13 protein-coding genes are annotated in these 17325 nt (G+C 72.8%); 8 read left to right on the top strand and 5 right to left on the bottom strand.

Translation table 11 applies throughout. The features are described 5' to 3' along the window. Positions 1-1215, bottom strand: coding sequence for an acetyl-CoA acetyltransferase (locus AW274_RS18825; RefSeq protein WP_062433806.1), 1215 nt, complete (start codon positions 1213-1215; stop codon positions 1-3). Positions 1216-1252: 37 nt separating this feature from the next. Here AW274_RS18825 and AW274_RS18820 point away from each other — a divergent pair, with 37 nt between their 5' ends. Together AW274_RS18820 and AW274_RS18815 are read left to right on the top strand one after the other, a co-directional pair. After that, positions 1253-2425, top strand: coding sequence for an acetyl-CoA C-acyltransferase (locus AW274_RS18820; RefSeq protein ID WP_062433803.1), 1173 nt, complete (start codon positions 1253-1255; stop codon positions 2423-2425). A 10-nt stretch (positions 2426-2435) separates the two neighbouring features. Continuing rightward, on the top strand, positions 2436-3221 hold the full coding sequence (locus tag AW274_RS18815) for a DUF1295 domain-containing protein (RefSeq protein WP_062434685.1): 786 nt from the start codon (positions 2436-2438) through the stop codon (positions 3219-3221). Here the strand turns inward: AW274_RS18815 and AW274_RS18810 are convergent. Together AW274_RS18810 and AW274_RS18805 are read right to left on the bottom strand one after the other, a co-directional pair. Next, positions 3209-3937, bottom strand: coding sequence for a GNAT family N-acetyltransferase (locus tag AW274_RS18810; RefSeq protein ID WP_062433800.1), 729 nt, complete (start codon positions 3935-3937; stop codon positions 3209-3211). The two genes, AW274_RS18815 and AW274_RS18810, sit on opposite strands and share 13 nt — an antisense overlap. 15 nt (positions 3938-3952) lie before the next feature. Beyond that, positions 3953-5011 carry a hypothetical protein gene (locus AW274_RS18805; protein WP_062433796.1) on the bottom strand — a complete coding sequence of 353 codons (1059 nt, stop codon included), beginning with the start codon at positions 5009-5011 and terminating at the stop codon, positions 3953-3955. Between the two features lie 142 nt (positions 5012-5153). On the opposite strand from AW274_RS18805, the gene AW274_RS18800 reads away from it, so the two are divergent. The 3 genes from AW274_RS18800 to AW274_RS18790 are packed head-to-tail and all read left to right on the top strand — an operon-like array spanning position 5154 to position 9178. After that, positions 5154-5912, top strand: a complete 759-nt coding sequence (locus AW274_RS18800; protein WP_062433792.1) for an ABC transporter ATP-binding protein — start codon at positions 5154-5156, stop codon at positions 5910-5912. Beyond that, positions 5897-7741, top strand: coding sequence for a hypothetical protein (locus AW274_RS18795; protein WP_062433789.1), 1845 nt, complete (start codon positions 5897-5899; stop codon positions 7739-7741). The genes AW274_RS18800 and AW274_RS18795 overlap by 16 nt, the downstream gene beginning before the upstream one ends. Before the next feature lie 54 nt (positions 7742-7795). Continuing rightward, a complete protein-coding gene (locus tag AW274_RS18790) occupies positions 7796-9178 on the top strand; it encodes a sensor histidine kinase (protein WP_063813437.1) in 1383 nt (460 codons plus the stop codon). On the opposite strand, the gene AW274_RS18785 is transcribed toward AW274_RS18790, so the two are convergent. Both AW274_RS18785 and AW274_RS18780 read right to left on the bottom strand, forming a co-directional pair. Further along, positions 9154-9480, bottom strand: coding sequence for a winged helix-turn-helix domain-containing protein (locus tag AW274_RS18785; protein WP_062433783.1), 327 nt, complete (start codon positions 9478-9480; stop codon positions 9154-9156). The genes AW274_RS18790 and AW274_RS18785 overlap by 25 nt on opposite strands. Further along, positions 9477-9899, bottom strand: coding sequence for a hypothetical protein (locus AW274_RS18780; protein WP_062433781.1), 423 nt, complete (start codon positions 9897-9899; stop codon positions 9477-9479). Before AW274_RS18780 ends, AW274_RS18785 begins: the two co-directional genes overlap by 4 nt. 306 nt (positions 9900-10205) lie before the next feature. Between AW274_RS18780 and AW274_RS42045 the strand changes: the two genes are divergently transcribed. The 3 genes from AW274_RS42045 to AW274_RS18765 all read left to right on the top strand — a co-directional run bounded on the left by AW274_RS42045 (position 10206) and on the right by AW274_RS18765 (position 17254). After that, positions 10206-12140, top strand: coding sequence for a fibronectin type III domain-containing protein (locus AW274_RS42045; protein WP_062433779.1), 1935 nt, complete (start codon positions 10206-10208; stop codon positions 12138-12140). A 36-nt stretch (positions 12141-12176) separates the two neighbouring features. Next, complete coding sequence (gene recD2, locus AW274_RS18770; RefSeq protein ID WP_062433775.1) at positions 12177-14288, top strand: SF1B family DNA helicase RecD2; 2112 nt, start codon at positions 12177-12179, stop codon at positions 14286-14288. A gap of 209 nt (positions 14289-14497) precedes the next feature. Continuing rightward, entirely contained in the window at positions 14498-17254 is a 2757-nt protein-coding gene (locus tag AW274_RS18765) for a helix-turn-helix transcriptional regulator (RefSeq protein ID WP_062433773.1), read from the top strand. The last annotated feature ends 71 nt before the right edge of the window (positions 17255-17325 follow it).

The following is a 17325-nucleotide window of genomic DNA, read 5'->3' as shown; positions in this document are numbered from 1 at the left end:
TTACTCCCCTGTCCCGATCACGAAGCCGACGGTCGTGGTCGTGCTGCCGCCGATGTTGAGCGTGCCGAAGCGGCGGGCCCCCTCGACCTGGTAGGCCCCCGCCCGTCCCGACACCTGCTTGCACGCGTCGAGCACCATCCGTACGCCGGACGCCCCGACCGGGTGGCCGCCGCCGATCAGGCCCCCACTGGGGTTGACCGGGATGCGCCCGCCGATCTCCAGGTCGCCGTTCTCGACGGCCTTCCAGCTCTCCCCGGGCTCGGTGATGCCGAAGTGGTCGATCGCGGCGTACTCCGACATGGTGAAGCAATCGTGGGTCTCTATGCCGTCGATTTCCGGCAAAGAGACGCCCGCGCGGGTGAACGCGTCGGTGATCGCCCGGCGGACGTGCGGGAGCACGTAGGGCTCGTCGAAGCTGCGGGCGAGCTTCTGGGCCAGCGGCAGGCCGACCGTGCGGTGGCCCCAGCCGAGGATCTGCGCCATCGGGCGGGCCCGCGTGCGCTCCAGGAACCGGCGGCCGACCACGACGAGGCCCGCGCCGCCGTCGGTGATCTGGGAGCAGTCGGTGCGCCTGACCCGGCCCTCCACGACCGGGTTGGCCGCGTCGTCGGCGGCGAAGCTCGCGTCGGTGAAGGCCCACTTGCGGGTCTGGGCGTTGGGGTTGGCCGTGGCGTTGGAGAAGTTCAGCCGGGCGATGGCGCGCAGGTGGGCCTCGTCGAGGCCGTAGCGGCGGTCGTACTCGTCGGTGAGGGCGCTGAACATGTGGGGCCACATGAACTTCGCCTCCTGCCCCTCGTGGCCGACCCAGGCGGCGGCGCCGAGGTGGCCGGCCGCGTCGTCGCCGGGGACGGTGCGTTCGAGCTCCAGGCCGAGGACGAGGGAGCAGTCGTAGCGGCCCGACTCGATGTCGGCCATCGCCGCGAGCAGGGCCACGCCGCCGGAGGCGCAGGCGGCCTCGTGGCGGGTGGCGGGCACGTCCCAGAGCTCGGGCACGACCGTGGCGGGCATGCCGCCGAGCTGGCCCTGGCCGGTGAACAGCTGGCCGAAGGCGTTGCCGACGTGGATGACGTCGACGTCGGCGGCGGAGACGCCCGCGTCGTCGAGGGTGCCGCGGACCGTCTCTGCGGTCAGGTCGGCGAAGTCGAGCCCCTCGCGGGACCAGTTGCGGGCGAAGTCGGTCTGGTGGCCGCCCAGGACCCATACGGCTTCCGGCATCTTTCCGTACTACAACAAACAGAGTTACAGTGCAAACGTGTCTGACGTCTACGTTCACGACTACGTGCGCACCCCCCGGGCCAAGGGCTCCCCCAAGGGCTCGCTGCACCACCGGAGCCCGGTCGACCTGGTGACCGGGCTGCAACGGGCGCTCGTCGAGCGGGGGCTCGACCCGGCCGCCGTCGGCGACGTGATCGTCGGGTCGGCCTCGCAGGTCGGCGAGCAGGGCGGCAACCTCGCCCGCGTGGCCACGCTGCTGGCCGGATGGGGCGACGAGATCCCCGGCGGCACGGTCAACCGCTTCTGCGCCAGCGGGATCGACGCGGTGGCCCAGGTGGCGGCGCGCATCCGTACCGGGGAAATGGACCTCGCGGTCGCCGGGGGCGTCGAGAGCGTGTCCCGGGTGGCCATGTTCAGCGACCGCGCGCCCCTCTGGACCGACCCCGAGACGATCGAGCGGGTCGGCTCCGTCCACATGGGGGTGGCCGCCGACCTCAACGCCACCCTCGACGGCTGGACCCGCGAGCAGCTCGACGCCTACGCCGTCGAGACCCACACGAAGGCCGCGGCGGCCTGGGACCGGGGCGACTTCGCCGGTTCGGTGATCCCGGCGGCCCGTGCCGACGGGTCGGTCTTCGACCGCGACGAGCTGATCAGGCCGGGCACCACGATGGAGTCGCTGGCGACGCTGCCCCCCGCCTTCGCCGACCCGGCGCAGGACGCCATCGTGCTGAAGGCCCACCCCGAAGCGGGCGAGATCGTCCACCACCACACGGTCGGCTCCTCCCCCGCGCTGGCCGACGGCGCGGCGCTGCTGGTCCTGGGCGCCGCGGAGAGCCCGATCAGGATCGTGGGCGCGGCGACCGCCGCCGTCGACCCGGTGATCATGCTGACCGCCGGGCAGGCCGCCGTCGAGAAGGTCGTCGCCAGGGCCGGGCTCACCCCCGCCGACGTCGACGTCTACGAGTTCGCCGAGGCCTTCTCGGCCCTGTGCCTGCGGCTGCGGCGCGACCTCGGGCCGGGCCCCGACCGGCTCAACCCCGGCGGCGGCACGATCGCGATGGGCCACGCGTTCGGCGCGACCGGCGCGATCATGGTCGGCCAGTGCGCCGAGAACCTGACCCGCCTCGGCGGCCGCTACGGGGTGGCCGCCGTCAGCGGCGCGGCCGGGCTCGGGGTGGCAGTCCTCATCGAACGGGTAGACGGTTGACGTGATCTGGATGAATCTGGCGGCGACCCTCGTGGCCGTCGCGCTGACCATGGCCCTGACCATGACCTACGCGCTGCGCACGAACAACCAGTCGATCGTCGACTCGGTCTGGGGCCTCGGCTTCGTCGTCGTCGCGATCGTGTCGTTCGTCGTCTCACTGGCCGCCGGCGAGGGCAACCTCGCGCGGTCGCTGCTCGCGCTGGTGCTCACCGCGATCTGGGGGGTGCGGCTCGGCGCCTACATCCACCACCGCAACCGGGGCAAGGGCGAAGATCCCCGGTACGCCGCCATGCTGCGCCAGAACAGCGGCCCGGTGGTGCCCTTCGTGCTCAAGAAGATCTACCTGCCGCAGGGCGCGGTCATGTGGTTCGTGTCGCTGCCGGTGCAGATCGCCATGTTCCAGCCGCAGCCGCTGAACGTCTTCACCTGGCTCGGCGTGGCGCTCTGGATCGTCGGGTTCGCGTTCGAGGCGATCGGCGACGCGCAGCTGGCCCGGTTCAAGGCCGACCCCGCCAACGAGGGCCGGGTCATGGACCAGGGCCTGTGGGCGTGGACGCGGCATCCCAACTACTTCGGCGACGCCGCCGTGTGGTGGGGCCTGTTCCTCATCGCCCTGGGCACCCCGTGGGCGCTCGTCACGATCGTGTGCCCGTGGCTGATGACGTACCTGCTGATCTCCAAGAGCGGCAAGGCCCTCACCGAGAAGCGCATGGCGCAGAGCAAGGGCCAGGAGTTCGTCGACTACGTGAACCGGACCAGCGGGTTCTTCCCGCTGCCGCCGCGTCAGCGCTCGTAGGCCCACATGTGGAACCGGGTCAGCTCCCGGAACCCCATCTTCCGGTAGACGGGCAGGCCCAGGTCGCTGGCCAAGAGCATGGCCGAGGCGGCCGGGTCGGCGCACGCCGCCGCGAAGGTCACGGCCGCCGCGAACCCCCGCCCGCGCGCCTCGGGAGCCACCGAGACGTAGTTCACCTCGGTCAGCCCGTCATGGGTGTACGCCGCCGCCGTCGCCACCGGCGCTCCGTCGAGCCGGCCGAGGAACAACCGCCACCCGGTGCGGTGGATGTCCGGGCCGAACAGGCGGCCGGGCCGCCAGCCCGCCCGGTCGAGCGGGTAGGCCCGCGCGACCGTCGCTTCGAACTCGGCGGCGTCGCCGGTGACCTCCTCGACGTGGTGGGCCAGGACCGGCGGCTCGCCGGGCTCCCGGATCATCAGCGGCGGCTGACCGTCGGCCCGCCAGGGCGCGACCGGCTCGGGCAGCGGCCAGCCGCCCCAGAAGTAGAACAGGCCGGGCCCCTCGTGCAGCCCGGCGAACTCGAGCGCCTCGCCCGCCAGCCTGTCGAGGTTCCGCGGCTCCCGCACGAGCGTCGCGCCGTTGGCGAACCCGGCCGCTCCCCCGAAGTCGGCCAGCCACATGTCGTCGCTCCGCGCCACCTTGCCGCCCTGGAGGGCGACGTGGGCGTCGGCGGAGGCGGCGAGCAGGCGGGCGTACCGGGTGAGCGTGTCGGTCATAAGGGACATTTTGCTCTAGGCCGACCGTTGCTCGGCGATGCGCCGCCGCATGGCCGACACGTCCGCGTGGTAGGGCAGCGCCTCCAGGATGTCGCAGCACCGGTCGGCCGCGTTCAGCCATTCGAGCGCGAACTCGGCCACGAACCGGTCGTAGAAGAGCGCCAGCCCCGCCCCCGCCAGCAGGAACATCTCCCGGTCGTCGGGCCGGGGGCGCTCGACCACCTTGCGCAGGTGGCGGGCGGCCTCGGTGAGGTATCCGGGCTCGCGCTCGACCCGCGCCCGGCAGGCCGCCGCGCAGGCCAGGGTGAGGTCGTCGCGGGTGCCCCACGGCAGCGCCACGGCGAGGCGGCCGAAGTCGGCGGGGAACTCGACGGTCAGGTGGCGGCACATCGCCGTCAGCACCAGGATCATCGCGTGGTCGAACTCGGGGTCGCCGGGCTTGGCCTGCTCCATCAGCTCGACCAAGGCGTCGACGCCCTCGGCCAGGTCGTGCGGGGCCTCCGACTTGGTGGTCTGCAGGTTGCCCAGGGCGAGCAGCGCGGGCAGCCGCATCAGGCTGGGCGGGGCGCCCACGGCGGCGCGCAGGATCGACAACCTCCGGCCGTCGGGGCTGCCGGGGTCGTAGGCCGCGAGGCAGGCGTACAGGGTGCCGAGCATCGCGGCGTGCTCGGGATCGGCCGGGCGCGCCTTCCCGACCGCCCCGAGCGCGGCCGTCCCGTGCTCGCCGGTGACCAGCACGACGGAGCCGAGTAACAGGAGGGCGTGGGCGTCGTGCGGGTCGTGGCGCAGCCCCGCGAGCAGGTGCCGCGCCGCCTCGGCGAGATCCGGCGAGGTCCGCCGCGCCATGACCGCGGCGTCGAGGAACGAGATGCCCAGCCCCGGGATCGCGTGCTCCAGGAGGAGCTCCCCCGCGCGGGAGTGCGCGGTCGCGGCGGCCTGGACGAGGGCGGGGGTGGCCCCCGCGGTCCGCAGCCGCTCGTCGACGACACGGGCCGCCTCGATCGCGGCGGCGGGCGTGGGGTCGTGCTTCAACGCGCGGAGGGCCCGTTCGACGTCCTCGTCCGGTGAAGTCATATGAGCATATTGCCGGGATTTCGACGTTCGTTACGCGAGTTCGACGAGAGAAGTTCGGGCTCCGGGCGAAGATGGCGCAAGCGGGACATTTTTGGTTAATTGCCGCATATATAAATATGGGGCTTCGGGCCGATAAGGTGCCGTGGTGGCTGCGGCTTTGGAACTCGACGCACTCGGCAAACGGTTCGGCCCGAAAATTGCGGTCGACCATGTGAGCCTTTCTGTCCCACCCGGATCCTTTTACGGCTTGGTCGGTCCCAACGGCGCCGGAAAGACGACCTCACTGTCGATGGCGGTGGGCCTTCTCCGCCCCGACACCGGCCACGCCCGGATCTTCGGCGTGGACGTGTGGGCCGACCCCGTCGCCGCGCGGGCGCGGGTCGGCGTGCTCCCCGACGGGCTGGCCCTGCCCGAGCGCCTGACGGGCCGCGAACTGCTCACCTACCTCGGCCGGCTGCGCGGGCTCGACCGCGAGACGGCCGGCGCGCGGGCCGGGGAGCTGCTGGAGATCCTGGAGCTCGACCAGGCCGAACGCACCCTGGTGATCGACTACTCGACGGGCATGCGCAAGAAGATCGGCCTGGCCACCGCAATGCTGCACGGCCCCCGCCTGCTGGTGCTCGACGAGCCGTTCGAGGCGGTCGACCCCGTCTCCGCGCTGACCATCCGGGGCATGCTGAAGGGCTTCGTCGCCGGGGGCGGCTCGGTCGTGTTGTCGAGCCACGTCATGGCGCTGGTCGAGCAGCTCTGCGACCACGTCGCGGTGATCGACCGGGGCCGCGTCGCCGCCGCCGGACCCCTCGACGAGGTGCGCGACGGGCGGTCGCTCGAAGACCGGTTCGTCGAGCTGGTCGGGGCCGACGTCGACGACATGAAGGGGCCGTCGTGGTTGGCGTCCTGATCGCCATGAAGGTCCGGGTGCTGCGGCACTCGATCGGCGGGTCCCGCGCGGCCGGCATGGTCATGGGCGGCCTGGCCGGCCTGGCCCTGGCGGTCGGCACGATCGTGGTGGCGGGCCTCGACGGCGACCTGCTCGCGGCCGTCTTCGCGGTCTGGTTGTTCGGCTGGATGCTCGGCCCGGTCTACACCGGCGGCGGCGACGAGAGCGTGCGCCCCGAGCACTTCTCGCTGCTGCCGATCGACCCGCGCAAGCTGGCCCTCGGCCTGCTCGGCACCGCCTTCGTCGGCGTCCCGCCGCTGGTCAGCCTGGTCGCGTTCAGCGCCCTGGCGGTCTACGCCGCCTCGTTCGGCCTGGCCGGGTTCACCGTCGCGCTGGTCGCGATCCCGCTGATGGTGGCGCTCGTCGTGGCGCTGTCGCGGCTGATGATCGGCGTGCTGGGCGTGGCGGTCAGGTCGCGGACCGGCGCGATCCTGGCGGCGTTCGTCAACGCGTCGATGAACGTCGTGCTGAACCAGTCGTGGGTGCTGATCTGGGCGGCGATCCAGTTCGACCTGCTGTCTTCGGGCTTCCCGCCGGCCTTCTCGTCGGTGGTGCGCTGGTTGCCGTCGGGCTGGGGCCTGGCGGCCGTGGAGGCGGCCGGGCGCGGCGACTGGCTCGTGGCGGCGGCGGCCCTCCTCGGGATCTGCGCGCTCATCGCGCTGGCGCTGCTGGTGTGGTCGCGGCTGCTGGTCAGGCGGACCACCACTAAGCCCCTGCACTGGGTGCCCCAGGGCACCGGGCGTGACCTGCCCGCCCGCGGCCCGGTCGGCGCGGTGGCGGCCAAGGAGCTGCGGACCTGGTCGCGCGACCTGATGCGCACCCACCTGCTGTGGTTCGCCGTCTTCTTCGGCGTGCTCTACACGCTGGTCCCGCTGATCATCGGCTGGTGGGGCATGCTGCCGTGGGCCGGCGTGCTGGTGGTCGTGATGGCCGCCGCGACCTCGGCCAACCTGTTCGGCCTCGACGGCACCTCCCTGTGGCTGACCCTGGTCAACCCCGGCACCGAAAGGGCTGAGGTACGCGGCCGCCAGGTCGCCTGGTTGCTGCGGGTGGCCCCGATCGCGACCGTCCTGACCGTCGCCGGGACCATCGCCGGCGGCGAGGGCTGGACCTGGCCGTGGACCCTGTCGATCCTGGCCGCCGTGCTGGGCGGCGGGGCCGGCCTGATCGCCCTGGTGTCGGTCACCATGCTGGTGCCGGTGACCGAGCCGAACCGGCGCAGCGGCAACCCGCTGGAGGCGGGCGCGATCTTCGGCCAGGTCGTGCTGATGCTGCTGCTGGTGACCGTGACGGCCGTCCCGGCCGGCGCCGTCGCGTATCTCGGCGACGCGCTCGACCTGCCGGTCGTCTCGTGGCTGGCCGTGGTGGCCGGGGCGGCGACGGGCGCCGGGCTGACGTGGTGGTTCGGGCGGCTGGCCCACCGGCGGCTGGCGTCGAAGGGGCCCGAACTGCTGGGCCTGATGCGCTCGGGCGGGACCGTGACGCCGGGCTCCGGCGCGGCGGCCCTCGGGCGGGCGAAGGTGAAGCTCCCGGCCGGAAAGCAGGCGCTGGTCACGTTCCTGTGGATCTTCTGCTGGATCCCGCTGTTCCCGCAGGGGCTGGTGCCGCTGTGGACGATCTGGACCGGCGGCGACTCCCGGCTCTGGTTCCTGGCCCTGCACCTGCACGACCCGTGGCGGGTCCCGGTGGCCGTGGCGTTCGTCGCCCTGGGGGCCGTGATGATCTATTTCGGCACGGTCATCCCGAACTGGCACGACCGGGCCGATCCCGCCATCACTCACGAAAAGTAGCCATTGCTAACTTTTAGTGATGGACCTGGATGAGCGCCGCACGGACCGGCCGGGATGAGGTCTCCCCGGCAGTGGCCGGTGCGGCTGCGGCTGACCGTCTGGGCGACGGCGGCGGCCACGCTGGCGTGCGCGGTGACCGTGGGGTTCGTCCTCGACAGCAACCATGAGTCCAGGACGTCCGACCAGCTCCGCGAGGTGTACTCGGCCGACCTGCGGGTGTTGCACCGGCTGGCCGGCGCCACGGTGGTGCCTCCGGTGCTGCCCGACCAGGGGCCGGTCGCGATGCAGGTGGTGGACGCGGGCGGCCGGGTCGTGTCGGCCAACGCCCAGATGGCCGGTCAGCCGCGGATGGCCTACTTCGTCCCGCCGAAGCGGCCCGGAGGCATGGACCAGGAGGTCTGCGACGTGCCCGGTTTCCCCGGCCAGTGCCTGACCGTCGCGGCGATGTGGATCATGGCCCCGGGCGGCCCCCTGATCGTCTACGGAGGGGAGCCGGTCCACCCCTGGTACGGCGACGGCGCGTTCGCGGCGATCCTCGTCGCCGGGGCGCTGATCTGGCTGATCCTGGTGGCGGTGGGCACCGACTTCCTCGTCGGCCGCGCGCTGCGTCCCGTGGTGGCCATCACCTCGGAACTCGCCGAGATCACCGAGAGACACCCCGGCCGCCGGGTGCCCGTCCCGGCCCACCACGACGAGATCCGCTATCTGGCCACGACCGCCAACCGCACCCTGCGGCACCTGGAGGAGGCGATCGAGCGGGAGCGCCGGTTCACCTCGGACGTCTCCCACGACCTGCGCGCCCCCATCACCGCGGCCCGGCTGCGGCTGGAGGAGGCGCTGACGGATCCCGACGTCGACTGGCCGCGCACGGCCAGGGACCTGCTCAACGACATGGAACGCCAGCAGGCGCTGGCCGAGGACATCCTCACCCTGGCCCGCCTGAGCGGCGAGCACCTGCCCCCGCAGGCGCCGGCCGACCTGGGCCTGCTGGCCAGACGCGAGGTCGAGCGCCGCCTTCCCGGCCGGGTGCCGATCGAGACCGACCTGGCCCAAGGCGTGATCGTCTCGTGCGACCGGCTGCTGATCTCCCGGCTGCTGACGAACCTGCTCGACAACGCCCAGCGGCACGCCGCCAGCCGCGTCACCGTCGCGGTCAGGGCCGAGGAGGGCACCGGGGTGCTGGTGGTCGCGGACGACGGCGCCGGCATCGCCCCGGAATATCGCGAGCTCGTCTTCGAGCGGTTCGCGCGGTTGCCGGAATCGCGCGAGCTGGACCCCGGCGGCACCGGCCTCGGCTTGGCCATCTGCCGCGAGATCGCCCAGGCCCACCAGGCTTCGCTCGCCGTCGAGGACGCGAACGGGGGCGCGTGCATGGTCCTCCGCCTACCCCTGGAGGACCTGCCGCCGTCGGCTCAGGAGGGTTTCCCGATGATCTGATGGAGCACGTCCATGTATCGGGTGAACGCCGCGCGGCCCTCGTCGGTCAGCGACAACCAGGTTCGGGGGCGTTTGCCCTCGAACGCCTTGGTCGCGTTGACGTAGCCCGCCTCTTCGAGCGCCAGCAGGTGCTTGGACAACAACGAGTCGCTGACCTCGATGGTCTCCTTGAGGAAGCGGAAGTCGGCCTGCTCGGCCGCCGCCAGGGTCGCCATGATCGACAGGCGCACGGGGGCGTGGATGAGGTCGTCGAGGTCGTGGCGCGGGTGGGTGTGCTCCTGCGGCGGCCGGGCCGCGCTCATCGGCTGGCCCTCCGCAGCCGCCACCCGGCATAGATCATCGGCAGACCCGAGACCAGGCACAACGACGCCACCAGCCAGTTCGCGCTCTCCACACCCGCGATTTTAAGACCGGTCGCGACCACCATCGGCGCGAGGAACGTCACCCCGCCCAGCAGCGCGAGGCGGGAGACCCAGGGCGTGTTGATCCGCCCTCCCAGGCCGGACCGGCGCGGACGGGCCAGCAGCCAGATCAAAAGGGCGATCCAGCCGGCGCCCGCGACGTAGCCGGCCCAGTCGGGGCCGAGCAGCATGGCCCCCCAATAGGGGCCGGACGCCAGGCCCAGCGCCAGCAGGACCGCACCGTAGGACCGGCGCGTCTTGCGCACCTCTTCCTCGACCCTGCGCACCTCGTCGAGAGCCGCACCAGCGGACAGTTCCACAACTCCTCCTCCGTTCCGGTACTCAAACGCTACCAAGTACTCAACTCCCATTCAAGTGAGTACGTAGAGATCCGATCTTTTCGAGTAAGTCGAAGGGTTCTTTACAGAACTCGACAACCTGGACCGGTCCACCTCGACACCCTGACCTGCGGACTCTTACCGAGGTTTCATCCAGAAGTTTCCAAAAGGCTGCCGAATGTTGCGTTCGTGTGTCGACGGCTGTCAAGATGACGCCGAGCCGTCCGATGTTACGCGGCGATAACACCGTGACGCGCCCTTCCCTCCGCCAGACCGAAGGAGTCCCACGTGGCCGTCTCCCGCCGGGGGTTCATGACCTCCGCCATGACCGGCTCCGCCCTCGCCGCGGTGTCCTCGACCGGTGTGCTGTCCGCGCTCTCCAGCCCGGCGCACGCGGCGAGCCCGCCCGGCGACGTGGTGGGGAAGATCACCGTCGGATATCAGGGCTGGTTCGCCTGCCGGGGCGACGGCTCGCCCATCGACCGGTGGTGGCACTGGAGCGGCCAGGACAACACCGTGCCGCCGTCGCCCTCCAACACCACGATCGTGTCGTGGCCGGACATCCGCGACTACACGCGCACCTACCCGACGCTCTACCAGAACCTGAACAACGGCCAGACGGCCAACCTGTTCTCCTCGTGGGACCAGCAGACGATCGACACCCACTTCAAGTGGATGCGCGACTACAACTGCGACACCGCGGCGCTGCAGCGCTTCAACCCGTTCGGGGCCGAGGGCCCGATCCGCGACGGCATCACCGCCAAGGTCCGGCAGGCCGCCGAGGCCTACGGCCGCAAGTTCTACATCATGTACGACGTCACCAGCTGGACGAACTTCCAGTCGGAGATCAAGACCGACTGGACGTCGAAGATGTCGGCGTACACCCAGAGCCCCATGTACGCCCGCCAGAACGGCAAGCCCGTCGTCTGCATCTGGGGATTCGGGTTCAACGACCCCGGCCGCCCGTTCCCCCCGGCGCCCTGCCTCGAAGTGATCAACTGGTTCAAGGCGCAGGGCTGCTACGTCATCGGCGGCGTGCCGACCTACTGGCGGCAGGGCATCAACGACTCGCGCAGCGGGTTCGGCGAGGTCTACCGCGCCTTCAACATGATCTCGCCGTGGATGGTCGGCCGCACCCACACCATCTCGGGCCTCGACGGCTTCTACGCCAACAACGTCGTGCCCGACGTGGCCGACTGCAACGCCAACGGCATCGACTACCAGCCGTGCGTCATGCCCGGCGACCTCCAGTCGCGGGCCCGCGCGCACGGCGACTTCATGTGGCGCATGTTCTACAACACCATCCGCGCCGGGTCGCACGGCCTCTACATCTCGATGTTCGACGAGTACAACGAGGGCAACCAGATCGCGAAGACCACCGAGACGCAGGCCACCGTGCCCGCGGGCTCGGGCATCCTGTCGCTCGACGAAGACGGCACCTTCTGTTCCAGCGACTACTACCTGCGCCTGACCGGCGACGGCGGCCGCATGCTGAAGGGCCAGATCGCGCTCACCGCGACCCGGCCGACCCCGCCGGTCGCCTCGTCGGGCGGCGACACCCAGGCCCCGTCGGTGCCCGCGAACCTGGTGGTGACCAACCGGACGGCGACGTCGGTCACCCTGTCGTGGGCCGCCTCGACCGACAACGTCGGCGTGGCGTCCTACCAGGTCAACCGGGGCGGCACGGCGGCCGGCACGACCTCGGCGACGACGTACACGGTGACCGGGCTGACCCCGAACACGGCCTACACCTTCACCGTCGTCGCCCGCGACGCCGCCGGGAACGCCTCGGCGCCGTCGAGCGGGGTGTCGGCCACGACGCTGGCGCAGACCACCGCCTACGTCGCGCTGCGGGCCCGCGTCAACAGCAGGTTCGTGACGGCGAGCGCCGGCCAGAACCTGATCGCGAACGCCACCACGGTCGGCACCGCCCAGCAGTTCGAGCGCGTCAATCTCGCCAACGGCCAGATCGCGCTGCGGGCCCGCTCGAACAACCAGTACGTGTGCGCCGAGAACGCGGGCGCCGCGCCGCTGATCGCCAACCGGACGGCCGTCGGCCCGTGGGAGACGTTCACGCTGGTGCAGAACCCGAACGGCTCGGTCAGCCTCCGGTCGCAGGCCAACAACCAGTACGTCTGCGCCGAGAACAACGGCGCCGCCGCGCTGATCGCCAACCGGGCGGCCATCGGCGGCTGGGAGCAGTTCGACATCGTGACGCAGTAACCGGAACTGTCGCCGGGTGCTCCTAGAGTGGCGCCCGTGGAGGCGACGGTCGAGCGGCTGGTGTTCGTCCGCGACGACGAATACACGGTCGCGCGGATGAGCGACGGCGGCGGCGGTTTCGTCGCCGCCGGTCGCGTGCTGGCGGGCGTGCAGCCCGGCGAGACCCTGAGGCTGACCGGGGCGTGGTCCGACCACCCCCGCCACGGGCGCAGGTTCGCGGCCGAGGCGTGCGAGCGGGTGACCCCGGCGACGATCCCGGCCATCCAGGCCTATCTGGGGTCGGGGCTGATCAGGGGCATCGGCCCCCGGCTGGCGGCGGCGATCGTCGGGCACTTCGGCGCGGACACCCTGACCGTGATCGACGCCGAGCCCGGCCGGCTGACCGAGGTGATCAACATCGGCCCGCAACGGCGGGCCCAGATCGTCGAGGCGTGGCTCGACCAGAAGGCGGTCGCCGCCCTCATGGTGACGTTGCAGGGGTTCGGGGTCTCCCCGCTGCTGGCCGCCAAGATCTACCAGGCGTTCGGCTCCGACAGCGAAGAGGTCGTCACCACCGACCCCTACCGGCTGATCGGGCGGGTGCGCGGCGTCGGGTTCCACGTCGCCGACCGCATCGCCCTGCGGTCGGGCGTGCCCGAACGCAGCCCGCAGCGGATCAAGGCCGCGATCCTCGACCGCCTCGAATCGGCCGCCGCGCGGGGCGGCCACTGCTACCTGCCGATGCCCGCCCTGCTCGCCCAGACGGCCGAGCTGGTCGAACAGGATCCCGAGCTGGTCCGCACGATGGTCGACGCGCTGACCGCCGAACGCCGCGTGGTGGTCGAGGCCGGGGAACAACCCGGCAGGGTCGTCGTGTACGACAAGGAGCTGCACAGCCGCGAGGTCGCGCTGGCCGGGCACCTGCAGCGCCTCATGTCGGCCACGTCGGGCATGCCGATGCGCCACTACGACGAGGACGCCTCCCTCCACGACGACCAGCGGGCGGCCGTGACGCTCGCGCTGACCTGCCAGGTGACGGTGCTGACCGGCGGCCCCGGCTGCGGCAAGAGCCACACCGTGCGCTCGATCGCGCGGGCGGTCCGCGCCATGGGCGGCACGGTGACGCTGGCCGCGCCGACCGGGAAGGCGGCCAAGCGGCTGTCGGAGCTGACCGGCCTGCCGGCGATGACCGTCCACAGGATGTTGCGGCCCCCCGACGACGACGGCACCACCCTGTTCGCCGAGTTCCCCGCCGGGGCCGACCTGGTCGTGGTCGACGAGGCGTCGATGCTCGACCTCCACCTGGCGGTCCGGCTGACGGCCGCGATCCCCGACGGCGGCCACCTGCTGCTGGTGGGCGACACCGACCAGCTGCCCAGCATCGGTCCGGGCAACGTGCTGGCCGACGTGCTGAAGGTGCCGGGTGTGCCCCGGGTGCGGCTGACCCACGTGTTCCGCCAGGCCGAGGGCAGCGGGATCGTCCGGGCGGCCCACCTGATCCGGTCGGGGAACCTGCCCGACCTGCCGGGGCGCGGCGGCTTCTGGTTCGAGGAGGCGGGCGACCCCGAGCTCGTCGCCGAACGGGTGGTCGAGCTGGCGACCGAGGGCATCCCCCGCAAGCAGGGGGTGCCGCCCGACCAGGTGCAGGTGCTCTGCCCCATGCGGCGCGGCGTGACCGGCACGGTCGAGATCGGACGGCTGCTCCAGGAACGCCGCAACCCGGCCCGCGACGGCGTGGCCGAGTTCTGGTCGGGTCCCGAGGTGTTCCGGGTGGGCGACCGGGTCATGCCGGTCCGCAACAACTACGACAAGGGCGTCTTCAACGGCGAAACCGCCACCATCACCGCGATCGACCTCCCCGGCCGCACGGCCGCCCTCCGGGTCGACGACGGGCGCGAGGTCGACTACGGCTTCGACGAACTCGACGACCTCACCCACGCCTACGCGATCAGCGTTCACCGCGCGCAGGGCAGCGAATACCCGTTCGTGGTCGCGCCCCTGGTGGCCGAGTCGGGCGGCGTCATGCTGCGGAGGCGGCTGCTCTACACGCTGGTGACCAGGGCGAAGTCCTGGGTGGTCCTGGTGGGCCACCGCGACGCCCTCGAACAGGCGGTCCACCAACTGGGCACGGCCAGGAACACCGGCCTGGCCCGCCGACTGAACGTGTAGCGGTCATAAGCCCCGCGGCCGATCGGCACATCGGGACTGCGACCCAGCGGGCGAGCGGCTCACCGGCACGGCGGGCGAGCGGCACGGCGGGCGAGCGGTCGAGCGGGCGAGCAGCGCATCCGCCCGGCCGTCGAGCGGACATGCGCCCGGTTTGATCGAGCGTGAAATCGTCCATAGACGGCAGGCCTCTGTTCGGAGACCATGCCCGCGTGATCGAGACACCTCTGGTCGAGCGGGAGCGGCAGTTGGCCGCGTTCGACGGTCATCTTCGTGCGCTGGCCCGTGGGGCCGGGCGGTTCGTCGTGGTCGACGGCGGGCCCGGGGCGGGCAAGAGCCGGTTGCTCGCGGCGGTCCGGGCCGCCGCCGACGGGTGCCGGGTGGTGTCGGCGCGGGCGTCGCGGCTGGAGCGCACCTACGCGTTCGGGGTGGTGCGGCAGTTGCTCGAACCGGTCGTCGCGCGGGCCGCCGACCGGGAGCGGCTGCTGGCCGGGCCCGCTGCCGCGGCGTCGGCGGTGCTCGGGGTCGCCGGGGAGCCGCCGGGCGACCATGCCGTGCTGAACGGGCTGTTCTGGCTGGTGGCGAACCTCTGCGAGGACGGGCCGACGGTCCTGCTCGTCGATGACCTGCACTGGGCCGACGAGGCGTCGTTGCGGTTCCTGGCCTATCTGCTGCCGCGGGTCGACGGGCTGCCGCTGCTGGTGGCCGCCGGGTCGCGGCCGGAGTCCGACGGCGGGCTGCTCGACGTCGTGCTCACCGAGGCCGAGCGGGTGCCGCTGCCGCCGCTGACGCCCGGCGGGGTGGCGGCGGTGCTCGGCGGCGTCACCGGGCGGGCGCCCGACGAGGCGTTCGCCCGCGCCTGCGCCGAGGCGACCGGCGGGGTTCCGCTGCTGGTCGGCGAGGCGTCCCGGGCGCTGGTCGCGACCGGCACCGCGCCGACGGCGGCCAACGCGGGGCGGTTGCGGGAGCTGGGCGCGCGGGCGCTGACCCGGCGGGTCGGGCTGGAGCTGGCGGCGCTGCCCGAGGGGCACGTGCGGGTGGCCGAGGCGGTGGCGGTGCTCGGGCCGCACGCGACGACCGCGAACCTGGCCGCGCTGACCGGCGCGCCCGTTTTTGAGGTCGAAGGGGCGGTCGCGGCGCTGGAACGCGCCGATCTTGTCTGCTCGGGGCCGCGCGGCTACGAGTTCGTCCACCCGCTGGTGGGCGCGGCCGTCCACGAGCGAATGGAGCACGGCCGGGCCGCCGAGGCGCACGCCCGCGCGGCCGCGTGCCTGCGCGCGGCCGGGGCCGGCGCCGAGAAGGTGGCCGCCCACCTGCTGCGGGTCACCCCGGTCGACGCCGCCACGATGAGCGGCCCGCTCCGGGAGGCGGGTGCCGACGCCCTGTCGCGGGGCGCGCCGCAGGCGGCGCACGAATATCTCCGGCACGCCCTGACCGCGCTGCCGCCCGGCCCCGAGCGCGTCGAGCTGGAGATCGAGGCGGGCCTGGCGGCGCTGCGCTTCGACCACGACCTCGCCGTCGGCCACCTGTCGGGCGCGCTGGCGATGGAGCCCGACCTCGCGACCCGGGTCAGGCTAACGGTGCTGACCGGCCTGTCTCTCGTGTACGCCGGCCGCGGCGCCGAGGCGACCGAACTCGCCACCGGCCTGCTCGGCACGCTGCCTCCCGGCCTTGACGACCTGTGCCGCCGCCTGGAGACCATCGTCGTCGCCGGGCCGTCGACCGGCGCGGCGCCGCCCCTCACCCCCGAGGAGGTCGACCGCCTGCACGCCCTCCCCCGCACCGGCACCGTCGCCGCCGCCAGCCTCGACGGCACCCTGGCCGTCTACGACCTGCACACCGGCGACCCACGCGGCCTCGGCCTGGCCCGCCGGGCCGTCGCGAGCCTGGCGGCACGGCCGGTCGACCCCGCCGACCCGCACGACTCCCCCGAGATCCGGGGCCGCTCGCTCGCGCCGTCCTACAGCGTGCTGCCGTTCGGCGACCTCGACGAGGGCCTGGCCGGGGCGACGGCTGCGGTGGAGACGTCGCTGGCGCAAGGGTCGCTGGCGCTGCTCGGCCTGCACACCCACATCAGGGGCGGCTGCTGGCTGCTGCGCGGCGACCTGGCCGAGGCCGAGAACGACCTGCGGGAGAGCATCCGGACCGCCCGGCTCACCCACAGCGAGGTGACCGTCGGCCAGAGCGTCGGCTGGCTGGCCGAAGCGGTCCTGGAGCGGCGCGGCCCCGAGGAGGCCGCCGCCGTGCTCGACTGCTTCCGCGAGATCGCGTCCGCGCCGCGCTCGGGCCCGCCCCACCACCTGGAGTTCGCCCGCGCCCGCATCCACCGGGCCCGCGGCCGCTTCGCCGAAGCCCGCGCCGCCGCAGTGAAGGCCGGCGCCGGGTACGCCGCCTTCGGCGGCCGCAACCCCGCCGTCGTGCCGTGGCGTTCGGAAGCCGCGCTCGCGCTGTGCGGCCAGGGCCGCCGCGACCTGGCCGCCGACTACGCCCGCGAAGAACTCGCGCTGGCCCGGACGTGGGGCTCGGCCCCTGCGCTCGGCCGGGCGCTGCGGGTGGCCGGCACGGTGACCGGCTCGCGGGCGCTGCTGGAGGAGTCGTCCGAGGTGCTGGCCCTGTCACCGGCCCGGCTGGAACACGCGAAGACGCTGGTCGCGCTCGGCGACTCGGCCGCGATGGTCTCACGCGGCCGCGAACTGGCGTTCCGGTGCGGCGCGGGACCACTGGTGGACGAGGCGACGGCGAAACTCCGCGCCCTGGGCGCCCAGCCGAGACCGCTGACCGAGACGGGCGCCGCAAGCCTGACCCCGAGCGAACGCCGCGTCGCGGCCCTCGCCGGGGAGGGGGCGGGCAACCGCGAGATCGCCCAGACCCTGTTCGTCACCCCGAAGGCGGTCGAAGTGCACCTGTCCAACGTCTACCGGAAACTGGGCGTATCGAACCGCGCCGACCTCACCGCAGCCCTCACCTGACGCGCCCGCATAGGTGACCGACCCGACGCGGTCCCATGCCGCACGAGCACCGGCTAGACAGCAGTCACCAG

This window comes from Herbidospora daliensis (genome assembly GCF_001570585.1).
Lineage (GTDB): Bacteria > Actinomycetota > Actinomycetes > Streptosporangiales > Streptosporangiaceae > Herbidospora > Herbidospora daliensis.
Note: the sequence above shows the minus strand (reverse complement) of the source record. Positions and strands in the feature narration are given on the sequence as shown.